The following is a 17,884-nucleotide window of genomic DNA, read 5'->3' on the forward strand; positions in this document are numbered from 1 at the left end:
AATCTTTATCGCTATCTCGATTACTTTATTTGGTCTGGTAATTGGCATGAAAGTTCATTGTCATCAATAAATTATCACTGTGTTTTCACTCACCAGCGCATTTAGATATTAAATTAATAATGCCATCAGGATAAAGGCAATTGATAAATTGATCGCCATATCCATAGCCGCAATGCCGACATTATTCTGTAAATCGACTTCTTTGTTAATATTCACACCGTTGAGAATTATTTTTTTGGCGATAATGGCAAGAATAGTAAAAGTCATCAGCATGACAAAACTAAACAGCATCCACGACCCTAATGTGGTCATCAGATTGGCAGTATCATAATAGATATAGTTGCTGGCTATCGTTACCGAGATCGCGACCCCAATAAGGTAACCGCCGTGGCGCAGTGCCGTGGCAATATTATTATCTTTAAACGCTTGCTGCATGGTGGTGCCGAGGTTACCACGAGAATAACGGTGTTCACGGTAACGTGTCATTAGCAGCATGATGGTTTGGGAAACGATAAAACCGCTAAAAATAGCAATAAAGGTAATTAACTCTAAGCCTTCAGCCCAAACGAGTGTCGAGCGAATAATAATAGCCGTGGCAATTGAGGCGCAAGCATCAACAATGGCGACAGCTACATTACGCTCGGCAATTTCGGCATTTTTATCGAGTCTATTAAGTGATACACGATCATGGAACCAACGGCCTAATTTGATCAGCACCAATCCGGCGAGACCATACAGGCTCATGCCTAATATCTCGAGGGGCAGTGTGGTGGCTTTTTCACCCGAAATAGCCCCAGAAAGCACTATGCCTAAGCCAAAAATAGCCCCCGCCAAACTGATACCAAAGGCAAAATTGTCGCGAGTGGCCAATTCATCAATTGTATCTATGTTGTCAACTGCACCAGTGAAAAACCGCATGGCGGATAAAAATGCTAAAGCAATGATGAGGTCGACAGCTAAAAATAGCAGTAGGTCCGACGATAGAATAGTTTCAAACACTGACATTAAAGGTTACCTTCTTTTACGATTTTAGCTGCCATAATCGCTTACTAATGATAAGTTTACTAAATTAATTAATATCGCTAATTAATAGCATGTAAGGCATGGCGTGTCTATATGTGCAATCGTGATATAAACAGTAGATATAAATTGTTGAATTAATTGGATCTCAAGCCTTAATTATATGGATGTCGTTTATGAGTACAGAATGTCAAATTGTCGATGTGTTAGCGGATACAGGAAGTATGTATTGGCAACGTTGGTGCGAGCGTAATAGCGCTGATTTAGCATTATTATCTGCTGCGCAAATTACCCAGACTCAGCGGGTGTTTTCATTCAGTGATTTTATCGCTGAAAGCTGTATTAACAATCCCGGTTTACTGACCGATATTTGGCAGTCTGGTTTGCTCTCGCAAGCATCTCGTATCGCGCAGGTTGAGTTACATTTAAGTGAACAGTTAACGGCCTGTGATTCTGAGCCAACATTATTACGTACTGTGCGACAATTTCGCCGATTCCATATGTGTATTATTGCTTGGCGTGAGTTATTGCAAGACGCGACCTTAACGGAAAGTTTGGCACACACCTCTCACCTTGCCGACAGTTTAATCGCTGGGGCGTTGGACTGGTTATATCAATTACAATGCCAAGAGCAGGGCACACCCGTTAATCCCGAGGGCGTGAAGCAACAACTGGTTATTCTGGCGATGGGTAAGCTCGGCGGTGGTGAACTTAATTTCTCATCCGATATTGATCTTATCTTTACTTATCCTGAAACGGGCGAGACAGTCGGTGCAAGCCGTAGCGTCGCCAATCAAAAATTTTTCCAACGTCTAGGACAACGATTAATCGCGGCGTTACACCAAGTTACCGCAGATGGTTTTGCTTATCGGGTTGATATGCGTTTACGTCCGTTTGGTGATTCTGGTCCGTTGGTGATGAGTTTTAATGCATTTGAAGAGTATTACCAGAACCAAGGCCGTGATTGGGAACGTTATGCCATGGTGAAAGCGCGTGCGTTGGGTGGTAATGCACAAACCCGCGTTGAATTAGAACAGATGTTACGACCCTTTATTTATCGTCGCTACGTCGATTTTAGTGCCATTGATGCGCTGCGTAATATGAAAGCCATGATCAAAGCGGAAGTTCGCCGCAAAGGACTGAAAGATAATATTAAGTTAGGCAGTGGCGGGATCCGTGAAGTTGAATTTATTGCGCAAACCTTCCAGCTTATTCGTGGTGGTCGTGAACCGGTATTACAAATTAAGTCGTTATTATCGACCCTGAACGTATTGCAATCACTGGGTGAGATCTCAGCTGAAAGTTATAACGTGCTTACTGAGAGTTACTGTTATTTACGCAAAGTGGAAAATATTCTCCAGCAAATTAATGATTGCCAGACTCAGACATTACCGCAATCAGCATTGGATCGCAGTCGTTTAGTTAGCGTATTAGGTTACGCTGATTGGGATAGCTTTTATAAGTATGTTAATCAAGTGATGGCGGATATTAATGGCGAGTTTAGCCAAGTGATTGGCGGTGATGACGACGACAATGACGAATCACAACCGGCGTTAGACTTATGGCATTTAGAACTGTCAACGGAGGAAGCTGTCACCTTGCTGGCAGAATATGGATTAACACAGCAAGATGCGCAAAATTTCGCCCGCGACTTAACGCATTTCAAAATTGATTATGACCGAAAAACAGTCGGTCCTCGTGGTCGCCAAACGATCGAAAAATTATTACCTAAATTACTGTTTTCAATTCTTAAATCTGAGGACCCTGCGGCTTTATTGCCGCGTATTATTGCGCTGCTATTAAAGATTTTAAATCGTACCGCTTATTTAGAATTGTTAGCTGAGAATGACTTGGCATTAACGCAATTATTACGTTTGTGTGGGGCGAGTCCGATGGTGGCGAAGCAGTTGGCTAGTCATCCTATTTTACTCGATGAGTTGTTAGTACCGTCACATTTATACCACCCAACACCCTTGCATCAGTATCGCAGTGAATTGCGTCAGTTTATGTTACGCATTCCAGAAGAAGATCACGAGCAGCAGTTAGAAGCATTACGTCAATTTAAGCAAACCCAATTATTGCGTATTGCGGCGGCAGATATAGCTGGTGAACTGGCGTTAATGAAAGTGAGCGATCATCTGACTTGGTTGGCGGAAGCGGTGATTGATAATGTGGTTAATCTAGCGTGGCAGCAATTAGAAGAGAAACACGGTGTACCACATAATGTCGTCGAAACCGGTGAAAAAGGGTTTGCGGTGGTTGCTTACGGTAAGCTTGGTGGTATCGAATTGGGTTATGGCTCAGACTTAGATTTGGTCTTCATTCACAATTGTGAAACTTCGGGGATGACTAACGGCGAAAAAGTAATTGATAGTCGTCAGTTTTATCTACGCCTAGCGCAACGCATTATTCATATGTTTAGTACCCGAACCAGTACCGGTATTTTATATGAAGTAGATATGCGCTTACGCCCGTCAGGTGAGTCTGGTGTATTGGCTTGTCCGGTATCACGATTCTTGGATTATCAATGCAAAGAAGCGTGGACGTGGGAGCATCAGTCGTTAGTGCGTACGCGTATTGTCTACGGCGACAAATTGATCCAACGCCGTTTCAGCGACGTTAAACGCAGCATTATTGCCAAACCGCGTGATACCGCTGAATTGCAAAAACAAGTGGTGGAAATGCGCGTGAAAATGCGTAACCATTTACTTAAAGCCAAGGCCGACCAATTTGATATAAAGCAGTCGATTGGTGGTATTACTGATATTGAATTCATGATGCAGTATATGGTGTTAAATCATGCCGCGCAGATACCCAAACTTCTGCTGTGGCCGGATAATGTTCGTATTATTAGTCGTTGTGTATCGGAAGGGTTAATGAGCGAAGAATTCGGCACGCGTTTAACCATGAGCTATTGTCAAATGCGCGATGAAATCCATCGCCGTAATTTACTCGGTCAAAAAGGTATCGTCGCAGATACTGAGTTTACCTGCCAACGTAAAGTCGTGACTGACTGTTGGCAGCAGCTGTTTGTTGTTGACTAGCGTAGGTGATAACCAAAAAAAGCGATTGATTTAGGGGATTATGCTCCCTTTATCAATCGCTTTTTTGGTTTTGCTGCTTCACTATCATTTAGTTATTATTTTAACTGTTTATTCAGCTATATTAGCCTATTTATACAAGCTTGCTTCACCTTTAGGGCGAGTTTTAAAACGGCGATGTAACCACATGTATTGTGGTACTTGCTCTAAAATAGACTGCTCACATTCTTTATTACAGCGCTTGGCATCTTCCACTTCGTCACCGGTAGGGAAATTCTCTAATGGCGCACGTACTTTTACTTGGTAACGACCATCAGGTAAACGACAAGAAGAGACTGGATAAGTCTTGGTGTTATTACCCGAGGAAAATAGTGTGGTCGCGGTGATCGTACAGGCTTTTTCAACGGCGAAAAATGGTACAAATACGCTACGGCGAGGGCCATAATCATGGTCTGGTGCGTACCATAATGGTTCACCTGCATCGAGAATATGTAACATGCCTTTGATATCACGACGGTCAAACAAACCTTTATTTGACAGGGTTCGGCCACGGCATTGTAAATATTCCATCAACGGATTTTTGTTCGGGCGATAGATAGCATAAGCTGGTCGTAATAAACCAAAGATACGCGCCGATATTTCCAGTGATAAAAAATGCGAGCCCAAGATCAGCATGCCGTTACCATCCGCTTTGGCTTGGTCGATATGCTCTTGGCCTTCGATAACCATATTCTGTTTAATACGCCAATCTGGCCAGAACCAGGCATTGGCAGTATCAATCACGGCTAAACCAGTATATTCAAAATTTTCTTTTGCTAACGCAGTTATTTCGGCAGCTGATTTATCAGGAAAACTCAACGCCAGATTCTGTTGCGCGGTTTTCAGCCGTTTAGGAATAATCTTCATGACTAACCGGCCTAACCCACGGCCTAGTACATTTTGTACTTTGTTAGGTAACAAAGATATAAACCATAAAAAAGTGGCCGCAAATAGCAATGGCCAGTGTTTAGGATGTAGGAATCGCCCTTGAAATTTAGTGTTTTCTTTGGTGACGATGGGATTGTTCGTTTTACTTTTGTCTGTCATGAAAAAATCTCATTCTCGCGAATTAATACGATAGATATTAGTAAGCATCTAATATCTATATATTCAATGGGTTATGCTGGGTTGCTACCATTATAAAAATGACAGTTATAAAAAAGGCGACACGCGGTCGCCTTATTATTCTGTATTACGTTGTGCTTAGATGTTGTCTTTTAATCCAGCATTCACTAAATTAATATCTTCAGCGTTCAACGTACCAGCGGCTTGTTTTAACTGTAACATACTAAGGATGTAGTTATAACGTGATGCTGATAATGATTGCTTCGATTGATATAAGCTCTTCGTTGCGTTCAATACGTCAATGATTGTACGCGTACCAACACCAAAACCAGCTTCTGTTGCTTCTAACGCGCTTTCAGATGATTTAACTGTTTGCTCATAAGCTTTAATCGAACTTAATCCAGCGGTTACGTTGTTGTAAAAAGTACGAATTTGCGTTTGTACTTCGCGGCTGGCTTTGGTTAATTGCTCTTGGCTTGCTGTTACTTGGTAAGCAGCTTGTTTCTCTGTCGAGGTTACAGCACCACCAGTGTAAAGCGGCATGCTAAATTCGATACCAACATTACCTGAAGACACCGTGCTTTCTAAACCTGCGCCACTTTGATTATCATCGCCATAATCTGTGTATGCTGTGCCAGCACTTGCCACTAGGTTTAATGCCATGTTATCTGCAGAGCCTGCTAACTCAACATTGCCTTCAGCAATTTGCTTAGCGATACGTTGGATCTGAATTGATAAATTTTGGTTGTTGGCTGTATCTAACCAGTTATCACGTATACCATTTGGCGCTGTAGGGCTAAAGCGGTCAGTGTTAAGTGGTGCAATGTCAGTATGGGTTAAACCGGTAATTTCAGTTAATGACTCATAGCTGTTCGCCAGGGTATTTTCAGCATTAATTACTTCTGCTACCGATAAATCAAACGTTGATTGTGCTTCTAATACGTCAGTTTTATCGGTTAAACCAACATTATAACGCTGCGTAGTTTGTTCTAGTTGACGCTCTACCGCATCTTTATTACGGTTAGAGAATTCTAAGGTATCGTTAGCGCTTAATACGCTGAAGTAGGCATTTGATACACGTAAAATCAGCCCTTGTAGCTCAGCTTGAACGGCAAGTTCACTTTGCTCTGCTTGTTTCGCTGCTTGGCTAACATTAATGAAATTACTTTCTTCATATAATGATTGGGTTAGAGCAATACCAACGTTACCCTTTAGCGCATTACCGTTAGACGTTGTATTTGCAGTAGAGTAATCACTCGTAATACCGTAACCCAAATCAGCACTTAGGCCAATTTGTGGTAAGTTAGCTGCTTCTTGTTCAGTAATTTTCTCTAGTGCTGCATCACGATTTGCTTGTGCTTCTAAGTAAAGAGGATCTTTGGTCAAAGCTTGTTGAAATATTTGCTGTAAATTATCAGCACTTGCTGAGTGTGCAAAAAATGCCAGACCGCAGGCTAGAAGAATTTTATTAAACTTCATTGGTGGTTACCTTAAGTGTAAATAGTTGCCGTTATGAATTCGCATAACAATAAGTAATGATAACTGCTTAGTCAAATTTATAATTATCCAAAAGGGATAGTTAGCATTGATGTTCATTTTATACTAGGTGTTATCTCAAAGCTCGAGTTTTAAACGCTGAACTAATGCTGCTATGAAATTATTGGTATATTTACTAGGCATTGTACTTAAACCTTAGCAGCCAACATAGTATTCACCCTAACCCTTTATTATCAGTATATTTGAGGAGATGTAAATGAAAAGTAGAAAGTTAGAAATACAATCGGAGTATGATATTGCTGATATTGAGATCATTAACAAACAACAGGTTTTTAATGGCTTCTTTAAAATGAACACGTATACCTTTAAACATAGGTTATTTTCTGGTGGTTGGAGTGGTGAAATAACCCGCGAAGTATTTGAACGTGGTAATGCTGCAGCCGTCATTCCTTATGATGCCAGCCGCGATGAGGTGGTATTGATTGAACAGATCCGTATTCCAACAATAGAATCCAGTTCACAACCTTGGCTACTGGAATTAGTGGCCGGCATGATCGATAAACAAGGTGAAGATTCTGCCGAAGTCGTAAAGCGAGAAGCGCAAGAGGAAGCGGGCGTGACGATTGGTCGCTGTGATTTTATTATGCGATTTTTTGCGAGTCCTGGCGGCACCAGTGAAGCGCTTGATTTATATGTGGGCGAAGTTGATAGTAGTACTGCGCACGGTGTTCACGGCTTAGAAAGTGAAGGTGAAGATATTCGCGTGCATGTGGTGAGTCGCGAAACTGCTTATAATATGGTGCAAACTGGGCGAATAAATAACGCATCGACTATTATTGGTATCCAGTGGTTACAATTGAATTTTCAAACATTGCAAAAGTCTTGGCTGTAGCGCTACAATGGTCAAACGACTGTTTCCAAGGCTAAGTCATTTGAATCTATGATGATTAGATTTGTGGAAATGTGTGCTGGTCAACAGATTTATGAGCCTTTATTAGCGTATAATAATAGCGAAGTAATCTTGTAATCAGTGTGTCGATTGACAGTTATAGTGAGTGTAAACTATTTATTATTCGTCATTTCTAGACAACATATAAGGATAAGGGTTAAAGATTATTGTGGGTGCGGACATTTCTAAGCTAACTGTAAAGCATAATGTGATTAATTTATTGCAAGTGACAGATACTCACTTGTTTGCCACGGCTGAGAAAGATCTGCTCGGGGTGAAAACACAATCAAGTTATCGCCATGTCATCGATGCTATTCTCCAGAATCAACAACCGTTTGATGCTGTGCTTGCGACGGGCGACATTTCTCAAGACAATACTCCCGGTTCTTATCAATACTTTGCTCAACATATTAAACGCCTGAATAAACCGTGTTATTGGTTACCGGGTAATCACGACAATATTCCACTGATGGCTGATGCTTTAAAAGCAGAAGGCGTATTGGCGGATAAATATAAAGTCGTTGGTGATTGGCAGATTATTTTACTCGATTCACAGTTAACAGGTTCTCCAGCCGGTTACCTCGCGCCAGAACAACTTGCCTTACTTGATGAACAACTTGGTGCATACCCAGACAAACACGCATTAGTCGTATTACATCACAATGTCTATGCTGTCGGGTGTAAATGGTTAGATCAACATCTGCTGCGTAATGCGGATGCATTCTTAGCTGTATTAGCCAAACATCCGCAAGCCAAGCATGTGTTATTTGGACACGTCCATCAAGAAGTTGATAAAACCTACAATGGTATTCGCTTTATGGCATCACCATCGACTTGTTTTCAATTTAAACCACACAGTGATGAATTCACGCTAGACTCCCGCGCACCGGGCTGGCGTTATTTACAATTACACAGTGATGGTTCGGTTAACAGTCAGGTTTGGCGTTTGTCGAACAATGATTTTAATCCTGATCTCGATTCTAAAGGCTATTAAATTCGAGTTTAAAGGTTGCTGACCTCGAGTCTAAAAATGACTGATATTCAGGGCTAACTTGTCCTGATTTATCGATGTTATCGGCATCACCACCACCCCCATATTTATTAAGCGCTTATCTATTATATTAGAGGTAAATAAATGGCTCCTATGCTACTGCTCTATTTACACGGTTTTAATAGTTCGCCAAAATCAGTTAAAGCACAACAAATGGCTGACTATCTGGCATGTCATTATCCTGAAATAACTATCGAAATCCCGAATATATCGCCATATCCACAGCAAGCATGGTTACAGATCGCGGCGATTGTGGCGCGTTACCCTGAGCATCAACTTGGGGTCGTTGGCAGCTCACTCGGTGGTTATTACGCCACAAAAGTGAATCAAGCATTCAACTGTCCAGCGGTCATCATTAACCCCGCGGTTAAGCCGTATGAGTTGCTGGTGGATTTTTTAGGTGAAAACACAAATCCGTATACTCAAAACACATTTATCCTTGGCGAAGAGCACATTGATGAACTGCGCGCACTGGATTGCCCAGCATTAGTTCAGCCTGAAACGATCTGGGCACTATTACAGACCGATGATGAAGTGTTAGACTACAGACAAGCAACAGCAAAATATAATGCGGCAAAATTAACGATAGAGCAGGGCGGTGATCATGCCTTTATCGGATTTGAACGTTATCTTAGCGATATTTTAACCTTTCTTGCATTCAAGTAGATGTAACGAACAGCATAAAAGAAACTCATGACTCAAGAATATAACGCGGGCTCGATTGAAGTCCTAAATGGTCTCGAACCAGTACGCCGCAGACCCGGTATGTATACCGATACAGTACGCCCTAACCACCTTGGCCAAGAAGTTATCGATAACAGTGTTGATGAAGCGTTAGCTGGTCATGCACAGAATATTTCGGTTACCTTGCATGCTGACCAATCGTTAGAAGTGAGCGATGATGGTCGTGGTATGCCTGTCGATATTCACCCTGTGGAAGGTGTGAGTGGTGTTGAGCTGATTTTATCTAAGTTACATGCGGGTGGTAAATTCTCGAACGATAGTTATCAATTCTCTGGTGGCCTCCACGGTGTTGGTATTTCGGTGGTGAATGCCTTATCTAAACGCGTTGAAATTACCATTCGACGTGGTGGTCAAATCTATCAAATCGCTTTTGAACACGGTGACAAAGTGTCAGAGTTAGAAGTGATAGGCACCATAGGTATTCGTACTACGGGTACGAAGGTACATTTCTGGCCGGATGCGAGCTATTTTGACTCGGGCAATTTCTCGTCTAAACGTTTGATGCATAATTTACGTGCTAAAGCTGTGCTTTGCCCTGGTTTAAACATTAAGTTTGACGACAAAGTTAATAAAGAAAAACATGTTTGGTGCTTTGAAAAAGGCCTTGAAGACTATTTAATGGAGTCACTAGATAAGTGGCCTACATTACCTGAAGCGCCATTTGTCGGTAGTTTCTCAGCTAACAATGAAGCCGCTGATTGGGCGGTGATTTGGTTACCTGAGGGTGGCGAATCAGTAACAGAAAGTTATGTTAACTTGATCCCAACGGCGCTTGGCGGTACCCATGTGAATGGTTTACGCCAAGGTTTGCTGGATGCCATGCGTGAGTTTTGTGAATTCCGTAATTTATTACCCCGTGGCGTGAAGTTAACCCCGGATGACATTTGGGATCGTTGTTCTTATATCTTGTCAGTTAAAATGCAAGACCCGCAATTTGCAGGACAAACTAAAGAACGTTTGTCATCACGTCAGTGTGCGGCGTTTGTGTCTGGTGTGGTTAAAGATTCGTTTTCATTATGGTTAAACTCACACACAGATCTGGCAGAACTGTTGGCTGATTTGTGTATTAACAACGCCCAGAAACGTTTAAAAGCCAGTAAAAAAGTAGCGCGTAAACGTATCACTAGTGGTCCAGCCCTACCGGGTAAATTGACCGATTGTTCTGGTCAAGATCCGATGCGTTCAGAACTATTTTTAGTGGAAGGTGACTCTGCTGGTGGTTCGGCCAAGCAAGCCCGTGATCGTGAATTTCAAGCGGTAATGCCACTGCGTGGTAAGATCTTAAATACCTGGGAAGTGGACTCTTCGCAAGTATTGGCATCACAAGAGGTACATGATATTTCTGTGGCGCTGGGTATTGACCCTGACTCGGATGATATTTCGGGATTACGTTATGGCAAGATCTGTATCTTAGCGGATGCCGATTCTGATGGTCTGCATATTGCGACTTTGCTGTGTGCTTTATTTTATAAGCATTTTAGAGCAATGGTTGATGCGGGACATGCATTTGTTGCTATGCCGCCGTTATACCGAATTGATATCGGTAAAGAAGTGTTTTATGCCTTAGATGAATCCGAGAAAAACGGTATTCTTGATCGCATTGAAGCTGAGAAAAAACGCGGTAAAGTTAACGTACAACGCTTTAAAGGATTGGGTGAAATGAACCCGCTGCAATTGCGTGAAACAACGATGGATCCGAATACTCGCCGTCTCGTGCGATTGACTGTCGATAACGCCGAGGAAACATTTGCGATGATGGATATGCTGTTAGCAAAAAAACGTTCTGCAGACCGTCGTACTTGGTTAGAAGACAAAGGCGATATGCCTAGATAACGTAATTGGTCACACAGACTCTCTACCTTAACTCTCTACCTTAACTCTTAACCTTAGAGAATGGCTACATTGATTGTAGCCATTTTTTTATCCCCATTTTTGTCTATTGCGCAAATTGACTTCGCTATTTTGATCTATGTTAATCTTTTTGATAATTATTATCATTTACACTTGTACTCATTGGGTGATTCTTATAAACTCCATTCCATAATGTAAACTATTCGTATTTAGAGGTAAGGATGAAAAAGGGAATATTTGGTTTATCTGCTTTGGCATTAACAACGTCACTGATGAGCGCTACTGCTTTTGCTAGTGAAGAAGTTAATATTTATTCAAATCGCCAAGCGAATTTGCTTAATCCGATCCTTGAACAATACACTAAAGATACTGGTGTTAAGGTCAACATTGTATTTGCTAAGAAAGGACTTGCAGATAGAATGAAACGTGAAGGTCGCTTATCAAAAGCCGATCTATTACTAACAACGGATATTAGCCGCTTAGTTGAAGCTGTTGATTTCGGTGTTACTCAACCGGTATCAAGCGATGTATTAGAAGATAACATCCCAGCGCAATATCGTGACCCTGATGGCGAATGGTTTGCACTAACGACACGTGTTCGTAATATTTACACATCACGTGAAGTGTATGGCGACGTTGCTAACATCACTTATGAAGAACTTGCAGACCCTAAATATAAAGGCCAAATCTGTACACGTTCAGGTAAACACCCATACAATGTAGCACTTATTTCATCAATGATTTCGCATCACGGTGAAGCAGAAGCGAAAGTATGGTTAGAAGGGCTTAAAGCTAACTTAGCACGTAAACCACAAGGTAACGATCGTGCGCAAGTTAAAGCAATTAAAGAAGGCGTTTGTAGCGTTGCCCTTGGTAACAGCTACTACTTAGGTAAAATGCTCAGCGATCCAAAGCAAGTAGCTTGGGCTGAAGCGGTTAACATTAACTTCCCTAACCAAGAAAACCACGGCGCACACGTGAATGTTTCTGGTATGGTATTAGCGAAATACGCACCGAACAAAGGTAATGCCGTTAAACTAATGGAATACCTATCAGGCGCGAAAGCACAACATATGTATGCTGACGTTAACATGGAATATCCTGTTAAAGCAGGCATTGAAGCATCTGAGTTAGTTTCATCTTGGGGCGAATTCAATGCGGACTATATGCCAGTCGCAGAAATTGCAAAACATCGTAAAGCTGCACTAAGACTACTTGATGAAGTTAAGTTCGACTTGTAGAATACATAAACCCCTAAATTTGTTAGGGGTTAACAGTTAATGTTGCAGCTTAATACGTTGTTAATAGACTGATTTAAAGGTTGGTAAAGTTACTTTGTAACTCGCCAACCTTTTCGCGTATCTAAACAGGAGTTATTTTTCCGTCCATGAATCATAAGTTAGCCATTTCTTGGCATTCTAGTAGTTGGTTTATTGCGATCATGTTAGCGCTACCTATTGCAGCTTTGTTTTATCAAGCTATAGGCCCCAGTGCAGATGTTTTTCAACATCTTATTGATACCGTACTCCTCGATTACGTACAAAATACCCTTATTCTTGTTTTTCTAGTTTGCTTGATTAGCTGTATTATTGCCTTGCCTGCCGCTTGGCTTATTGCCATGTGTGATTTCCCAGGGCGTAAAAGTTTACAGTGGGCGCTGATGTTACCGATGGCCATGCCTGCGTACATCGTTGCTTATATTTATACTGATATGTTTGATTATGCTGGGCCAGTACAAATTGCCTTACGCGGTGTATTTGGTTGGGAAAATGCCAGTGATTATTGGTTTTTTGACATCCGTACTATTCCCGGCGCAGCCACTGTTTTAGCCTTGGTGTTATACCCTTACCTGTACTTACTAGCCCGTACCTCATTTCTCGAACAATCAACCAGTCTTATTCAAGCCAGTCGTGTGTTGGGTAGTTCACCCTTATCGAGTTGTTTACGGGTATCACTGCCGTTGGCACGCCCAGCAATTGCAGTGGGTTTATCGTTAGTGGCGATGGAAACGGTGGCTGATTTTGCCACGGTGAATTATTTTGCAGTGAATACCTTAACCACCGCTGTTTATGATACTTGGATTGGTTACGGCAGTTTGACGGCCGCCGCACAACTATCGGTGATGACATTATCGGTGATCTTATTATTTGTCGGTTTAGAGCGTTTCGCGCGTCGTAAACAGCAAGTCTTTCAAAAAAGCATGTTACATGAACAAGAAGTGCGTTATCAGTTAACGGGCGGTGCGAAAGTATTAGCGATGACGTGGTGTTGGTTACTGGTATTTGCTGGTTTCTTATTGCCGTTTGCGGTGTTAGTTAATTATGCATGGCACTATTTTGCTGAATCGTGGACTGCAGAGTTTTTCCAATACAGTGCCAACAGTTTAATTCTGGCGCTTATTGTTGCCAGCTTAGCGGTTTTTTGTGCGGTATTACTGGGCTTATATCGCCGTCTAGTGGGCACTAAATACGCCGCTATTCCAGCGCGTATTAGTACCATGGGTTATGCATTACCTGGTACGGTATTGGCTATTGGTATTATTATTCCGTTAACCTCAGCTGACTTTTTACTCAATGATATCACTGAGCTATTATGGGACTGGACCCCTGGTTTAGTCTTTACCGGTACGACCTTTGCGCTTATTTTTGCGTACCTTATTCGCTTTTCGGCTATTGCCGTGGGCTCGATAGAAAGCAGTATTGATAAGATATCACCGTCGTTGGATATGGTGACGCGCACATTGGGGCATAGTCCGCATAGCATGATCCGTAAAGTGCATATTCCCCTGATCCGTAAAGGCATACTGGCTGGTTTTCTGCTGGTGTTCATTGAATCAATGAAAGAACTGCCAACGGCCTTACTACTACGTCCATTTAACTATGAAACATTGGCTACTTACGTCTTCCAGTTTGCGTCTGATGAAATGTTAGAGCAGGCGGCGTTAGCGGCAATTGTGATTGTATTAGTTGGACTCATTCCGCTTATTTTCTTAAACCGTTCTTTGGAGCAACAGCACTGATGACTACATCTTCTTCACTTGCTTTACGTATTTCAGATCTACATTGTAGTTATGCTGGCGTTGATATTTTAACAGGGCTGGATCTAGATTTAGGCAAAAATGAAATCTTGTGTTTATTAGGGCCAAGCGGCTGTGGTAAAACCACGACATTGAAATTGATTGCTGGGTTATTACCACCGACGCAAGGCAGTATCGAGATTAATGGTCAGGTAGTTGATAATTCAGAACTTAATCTGGCGCCTGAAAAACGCAACGTTGGCATGATATTTCAGGATTATGCGTTATTTCCGCATTTGACCGTGACTGATAATGTGTTGTTTAGCCAATATAAACAAACCAAGGCGAAGCAAAAAGAGACGCTGGATTATGTGCTTAAATTAGTTAACTTGAGTGAATTCGCTGATCGCTATCCACATCAGTTATCGGGTGGTCAACAGCAGCGTGTGGCGATTGCCCGTGCGTTAGCCAGTTCTCCAGAGTTGTTATTATTGGATGAACCTTTTTCTAATATCGATAGCCAAGTACGTCATCACTTGATTGAAGAAATGCGTGGTTTGCTTAAGTCGCATAACATGAGCGCGATCTTTGTGACCCACAGTAAAGAAGAAGCGTTTGCTTTTGCCGACCGTTTAGCGGTTTTCCATCAAGGTAAAATTGAGCAATTAGGTACGCCAAGCGAGTTATATAATCAGCCTGCTACACGTTTTGTTGCTGACTTTTTAGGTAAAGTGAATTATTTAGACGCAACGGTATTAGATGACTACCGTGTGCAAACAGTATTAGGTGTGATCAGCAGTAAAAAAGCACTAACGGCCGCAGTTGGTGAACAAAAACTGTTAGCAATACGTCCACAGCAATTACAGTTACAAGTAGTGGAGCAGGGTATCGCTACTATCAGCCGACAACAATTTTTAGGCATGACGACGCACTGTACGATCTGTTTAGTAGATAAAACGCTAGGGGAGGGTTGTTTGGAATTATCGGTATCGATGCAGCAACCTATGCAGATTGGCGATATGGTCAATGTGACAGTCGCAGAACATGATTTGGTGTTGTTTGATCGGGACTAACGGTTAAAGACTATTAATGACGAAGGGCGCTTAGTTGTTAAGGGCTCTTAAGAGAATAGTTAAGGACTCTTAATAGTTAATGACTCTTAATAGTTAAGGACTTATAAAGAGACATGTTTGGCGTGATAAATATCAGCGCCAAACATGTTATTCAGCTTTGCAGTGGTTTGTGCGTACTGTTAGATATATTCGAACAACTCTTTTACGGCGTTATCGACTTCAGCAATAATGGTGGTACTGGTTGGGGTAATGAAAATAGTATCATCGCCCGCAATCGTGCCCAAAATACCTTCTGTACGGCCTAATGAATCTAATAAACGTGCAATTAATTGCGCCGAACCAGGGCTTGTTTGGATTACAATCAGGCATTCATTATGGGTAATATCTAATACTAAGTTTTTTAATTGGCTGCTAATGGTCGGTACACCTAACTCTGCAGGTAGGCAGTACACCATTTCATCTTTAGCATTGCGAGTGCGTACAGCACCAAATTTACTCAGCATCCGTGATACTTTTGATTGATTGACGCTATCAAAGCCTTGATCTTTAAGCGCATCTACAATCTCGCTTTGTGATCCAAGGTGTTCTTCTTTCAATAATCCTTTAAATGCTTTTACTAACTGATCTTGTTTTTCACTCATATTTTTTACCATGTCAGTTGATTCATCTATAATTCAAGCAGCTAATACGCAATTCAATGTGATTTTATAATGACAGTGCAGTTAACTTTATAACTGATTATAAAGTCAGTGACTAAATCATTCATGTGAATAGTAAATTAACTTGAGTCGCGATGAACTGAATAATTATGCATATGATACCAGCAGGGTATATTTTATCTAGCTTATTTGGCTAATTCGGTATTTTTGCATAAAAACCGGATTAAAGTGAATACATATGTTGATTTTGAAGTTTATTCGGTTATTATACTCGCATCTAGTGCAATTATATTCAGTTACCATTATGAGCATCGAACTAAAAAACATCTGTAAATCTTGGGGTCAACTTGATGTGTTACAAAACATCGACCTTAAATGTGCCAAAGGCGAGACCTTAGTACTGCTTGGTCCAAGTGGCGCAGGTAAAAGCTCGCTGTTACGTGTACTTAATTTATTGGATACGCCAGATAATGGTTCAATCAGTATTGCCGGTGAAACATTTGATTTCTCTACCAAGCTGAGTGATAAAAAATTAATCAAGCGTAGTCAGATGTTAAGACAGAAAGTAGGCATGGTATTTCAACAATACAACCTATGGCCACATATGTCAGTGATGGATAACTTAATTGAAGCACCTGTTAAGATTTTAAAGCAAACAAAACAACATGCTCGTGAAGAGGCCATGAAGATCCTTGAGCAATTACAATTAACCGATAAAGCCGATGTATTTCCATTAGCTTTATCTGGTGGACAACAACAACGTGTAGCGATTGCACGTGCATTAATGATGAAACCAGAAGTACTGTTATTTGATGAACCTACTGCGGCGTTAGATCCAGAGGTCACCAATCAAGTAGCTGAAATCATTAAATCACTGGCTATTACCGGTATTACTCAGGTTGTTGTAACGCACGAAGTGGACTTCGCGCGTAAAGTAGCTAGTCAGGTTTGTTATCTTGAAAGCGGTGAGATTGTTGAATTTGGTGGTGCTGAGCACTTTCAAAATCCTCAAACGCCGCAATTTACAAATTATTTAAAACATTAGATTATTTAAAATATTAGGAATAGGACGACCCAAATGAAAAAACTACTAACAGCATTAATTCTAACGTCAGCTGCGGCACAAGTAACCGCTGCTGAGCAAATCAAATTCGTTACTGAAGCGACGTATCCACCCTTTGAAATGATGGATGAAAATAATGAATTTCAAGGTTTTGATATTGATATCGCTCGCGCAGTGTGTACTGAATTAAAAGCGGAATGTAGTTTTGCTAATCAATCATTTGATAGTTTGATCCCAAGCCTGAAGTTCCGCCGTTATGATGCTGCGATTGCTGCAATGGATGTAACCCCTGCACGTCAAAAGCAAGTGGACTTTTCTGATGTCTATTACGAGAACTCAGCGGTACTTGTGGCTGAAAAAGGTAAATACAATGTCGTATCTGATTTATCAGGTAAAGCAGTCGGTGTACAAAATGGTACATCTCACCAAGCTTACATGACAGATACGTACGCGGATGAAAAAGTATTATTACTTAACTTCCCATCATACCAAAAAGCGTTTTTAGATCTTAAAAATGGCCGTATCAATGGTGTTTTCGCTGATTCAGCGGTTGCCCATGACTGGTTAACTAAGCACAGTGGTGGTAACTACGAAACTGTCGGTAAAGCGGTAACTGATGCGAAATATTTTGGCGCTGGTTTTGCTATCGCAGTACGTAAAGATAATGCTGAATTATTAGCTAAACTGAACAAAGGTTTGCAAACAATTAAAGCCAATGGTACTTACGATAAGATTTACGCAAAATACTTTGCTAAATAAGCAGTAACAGTGTTTAATCTCGTCCTGATTTGGTTTGCAATATCAGGGCTCAATAGC

At 41.3% G+C, this 17,884-nt stretch carries 14 protein-coding genes; 10 read left to right on the forward strand and 4 right to left on the reverse strand.

Going from position 1 to position 17,884, the window contains the following annotated elements:
- Window positions 1-108: 108 nt before the first annotated feature.
- Window positions 109-1,005: a DUF350 domain-containing protein gene (locus A923_RS0116555; protein WP_017222805.1), complete on the reverse strand. Its 897-nt coding sequence runs from the start codon at window positions 1,003-1,005 to the stop codon at window positions 109-111.
- A 191-nt stretch (window positions 1,006-1,196) separates the two neighbouring features.
- Here A923_RS0116555 and glnE point away from each other — a divergent pair, with 191 nt between their 5' ends.
- On the forward strand, window positions 1,197-4,064 hold the full coding sequence (gene glnE / locus A923_RS0116560; RefSeq protein ID WP_017222806.1) for a bifunctional [glutamate--ammonia ligase]-adenylyl-L-tyrosine phosphorylase/[glutamate--ammonia-ligase] adenylyltransferase: 2,868 nt from the start codon (window positions 1,197-1,199) through the stop codon (window positions 4,062-4,064).
- 126 nt (window positions 4,065-4,190) lie between these two features.
- Here glnE and lpxL read toward each other — a convergent pair whose 3' ends face one another.
- A complete protein-coding gene (gene lpxL, locus A923_RS0116565; protein WP_017222807.1) occupies window positions 4,191-5,147 on the reverse strand; it encodes an LpxL/LpxP family Kdo(2)-lipid IV(A) lauroyl/palmitoleoyl acyltransferase in 957 nt (318 codons plus the stop codon).
- Window positions 5,148-5,303: 156 nt separating this feature from the next.
- On the reverse strand, window positions 5,304-6,644 hold the full coding sequence (locus A923_RS0116570; protein WP_017222808.1) for a TolC family outer membrane protein: 1,341 nt from the start codon (window positions 6,642-6,644) through the stop codon (window positions 5,304-5,306).
- A gap of 274 nt (window positions 6,645-6,918) precedes the next feature.
- On the opposite strand from A923_RS0116570, the gene nudF reads away from it, so the two are divergent.
- The 7 genes from nudF to A923_RS0116605 all read left to right on the forward strand — a co-directional run bounded on the left by nudF (window position 6,919) and on the right by A923_RS0116605 (window position 15,346).
- On the forward strand, window positions 6,919-7,554 hold the full coding sequence (gene nudF / locus A923_RS0116575; RefSeq protein ID WP_017222809.1) for an ADP-ribose diphosphatase: 636 nt from the start codon (window positions 6,919-6,921) through the stop codon (window positions 7,552-7,554).
- Window positions 7,555-7,780: 226 nt separating this feature from the next.
- The gene (cpdA, locus tag A923_RS0116580) at window positions 7,781-8,605 is read left to right on the forward strand and encodes a 3',5'-cyclic-AMP phosphodiesterase (protein ID WP_017222810.1); all 825 of its coding nucleotides are present in this window, start codon (window positions 7,781-7,783) and stop codon (window positions 8,603-8,605) included.
- 141 nt (window positions 8,606-8,746) lie between these two features.
- Entirely contained in the window at window positions 8,747-9,328 is a 582-nt protein-coding gene (gene yqiA, locus A923_RS0116585) for an esterase YqiA (protein ID WP_017222811.1), read from the forward strand.
- Window positions 9,329-9,355: 27 nt separating this feature from the next.
- Entirely contained in the window at window positions 9,356-11,239 is a 1,884-nt protein-coding gene (parE, locus tag A923_RS0116590) for a DNA topoisomerase IV subunit B (RefSeq protein ID WP_017222812.1), read from the forward strand.
- A 239-nt stretch (window positions 11,240-11,478) separates the two neighbouring features.
- Entirely contained in the window at window positions 11,479-12,498 is a 1,020-nt protein-coding gene (locus A923_RS0116595; RefSeq protein WP_017222813.1) for a Fe(3+) ABC transporter substrate-binding protein, read from the forward strand.
- Between the two features lie 146 nt (window positions 12,499-12,644).
- Window positions 12,645-14,276: an ABC transporter permease gene (locus A923_RS0116600; RefSeq protein ID WP_017222814.1), complete on the forward strand. Its 1,632-nt coding sequence runs from the start codon at window positions 12,645-12,647 to the stop codon at window positions 14,274-14,276.
- Complete coding sequence (locus tag A923_RS0116605; protein ID WP_017222815.1) at window positions 14,276-15,346, forward strand: ABC transporter ATP-binding protein; 1,071 nt, start codon at window positions 14,276-14,278, stop codon at window positions 15,344-15,346. Before A923_RS0116600 ends, A923_RS0116605 begins: the two co-directional genes overlap by 1 nt.
- Before the next feature lie 179 nt (window positions 15,347-15,525).
- Here A923_RS0116605 and argR read toward each other — a convergent pair whose 3' ends face one another.
- The gene (gene argR / locus A923_RS0116610) at window positions 15,526-15,987 is read right to left on the reverse strand and encodes a transcriptional regulator ArgR (RefSeq protein WP_017222816.1); all 462 of its coding nucleotides are present in this window, start codon (window positions 15,985-15,987) and stop codon (window positions 15,526-15,528) included.
- A 322-nt stretch (window positions 15,988-16,309) separates the two neighbouring features.
- Here argR and artP point away from each other — a divergent pair, with 322 nt between their 5' ends.
- A complete protein-coding gene (gene artP / locus A923_RS0116615) occupies window positions 16,310-17,050 on the forward strand; it encodes an arginine ABC transporter ATP-binding protein ArtP (RefSeq protein ID WP_026006295.1) in 741 nt (246 codons plus the stop codon).
- Between the two features lie 33 nt (window positions 17,051-17,083).
- A complete protein-coding gene (locus A923_RS0116620) occupies window positions 17,084-17,827 on the forward strand; it encodes a transporter substrate-binding domain-containing protein (protein WP_017222818.1) in 744 nt (247 codons plus the stop codon).
- Window positions 17,828-17,884 lie beyond the last annotated feature (57 nt).

It is taken from the genome of Moritella dasanensis ArB 0140, from assembly GCF_000276805.1.
Classification (GTDB): Bacteria; Pseudomonadota; Gammaproteobacteria; order Enterobacterales; family Moritellaceae; genus Moritella; species Moritella dasanensis.

What these genes read in the sequence shown, in the direction of transcription:
- A923_RS0116555 (WP_017222805.1), bottom strand. Translation starts at nt 1,005, where the DNA reads ATGTCAGTGTTTGAAACTATTCTATCGTCGGACCTACTGCTATTTTTA.
- glnE (WP_017222806.1), top strand. Translation starts at nt 1,197, where the DNA reads ATGAGTACAGAATGTCAAATTGTCGATGTGTTAGCGGATACAGGAAGT.
- lpxL (WP_017222807.1), bottom strand. Translation starts at nt 5,147, where the DNA reads ATGACAGACAAAAGTAAAACGAACAATCCCATCGTCACCAAAGAAAAC.
- A923_RS0116570 (WP_017222808.1), bottom strand. Translation starts at nt 6,644, where the DNA reads ATGAAGTTTAATAAAATTCTTCTAGCCTGCGGTCTGGCATTTTTTGCA.
- nudF (WP_017222809.1), top strand. Translation starts at nt 6,919, where the DNA reads ATGAAAAGTAGAAAGTTAGAAATACAATCGGAGTATGATATTGCTGAT.
- yqiA (WP_017222811.1), top strand. Translation starts at nt 8,747, where the DNA reads ATGGCTCCTATGCTACTGCTCTATTTACACGGTTTTAATAGTTCGCCA.
- parE (WP_017222812.1), top strand. Translation starts at nt 9,356, where the DNA reads ATGACTCAAGAATATAACGCGGGCTCGATTGAAGTCCTAAATGGTCTC.
- A923_RS0116595 (WP_017222813.1), top strand. Translation starts at nt 11,479, where the DNA reads ATGAAAAAGGGAATATTTGGTTTATCTGCTTTGGCATTAACAACGTCA.
- A923_RS0116600 (WP_017222814.1), top strand. Translation starts at nt 12,645, where the DNA reads ATGAATCATAAGTTAGCCATTTCTTGGCATTCTAGTAGTTGGTTTATT.
- A923_RS0116605 (WP_017222815.1), top strand. Translation starts at nt 14,276, where the DNA reads ATGACTACATCTTCTTCACTTGCTTTACGTATTTCAGATCTACATTGT.
- argR (WP_017222816.1), bottom strand. Translation starts at nt 15,987, where the DNA reads ATGAGTGAAAAACAAGATCAGTTAGTAAAAGCATTTAAAGGATTATTG.
- artP (WP_026006295.1), top strand. Translation starts at nt 16,310, where the DNA reads ATGAGCATCGAACTAAAAAACATCTGTAAATCTTGGGGTCAACTTGAT.
- A923_RS0116620 (WP_017222818.1), top strand. Translation starts at nt 17,084, where the DNA reads ATGAAAAAACTACTAACAGCATTAATTCTAACGTCAGCTGCGGCACAA.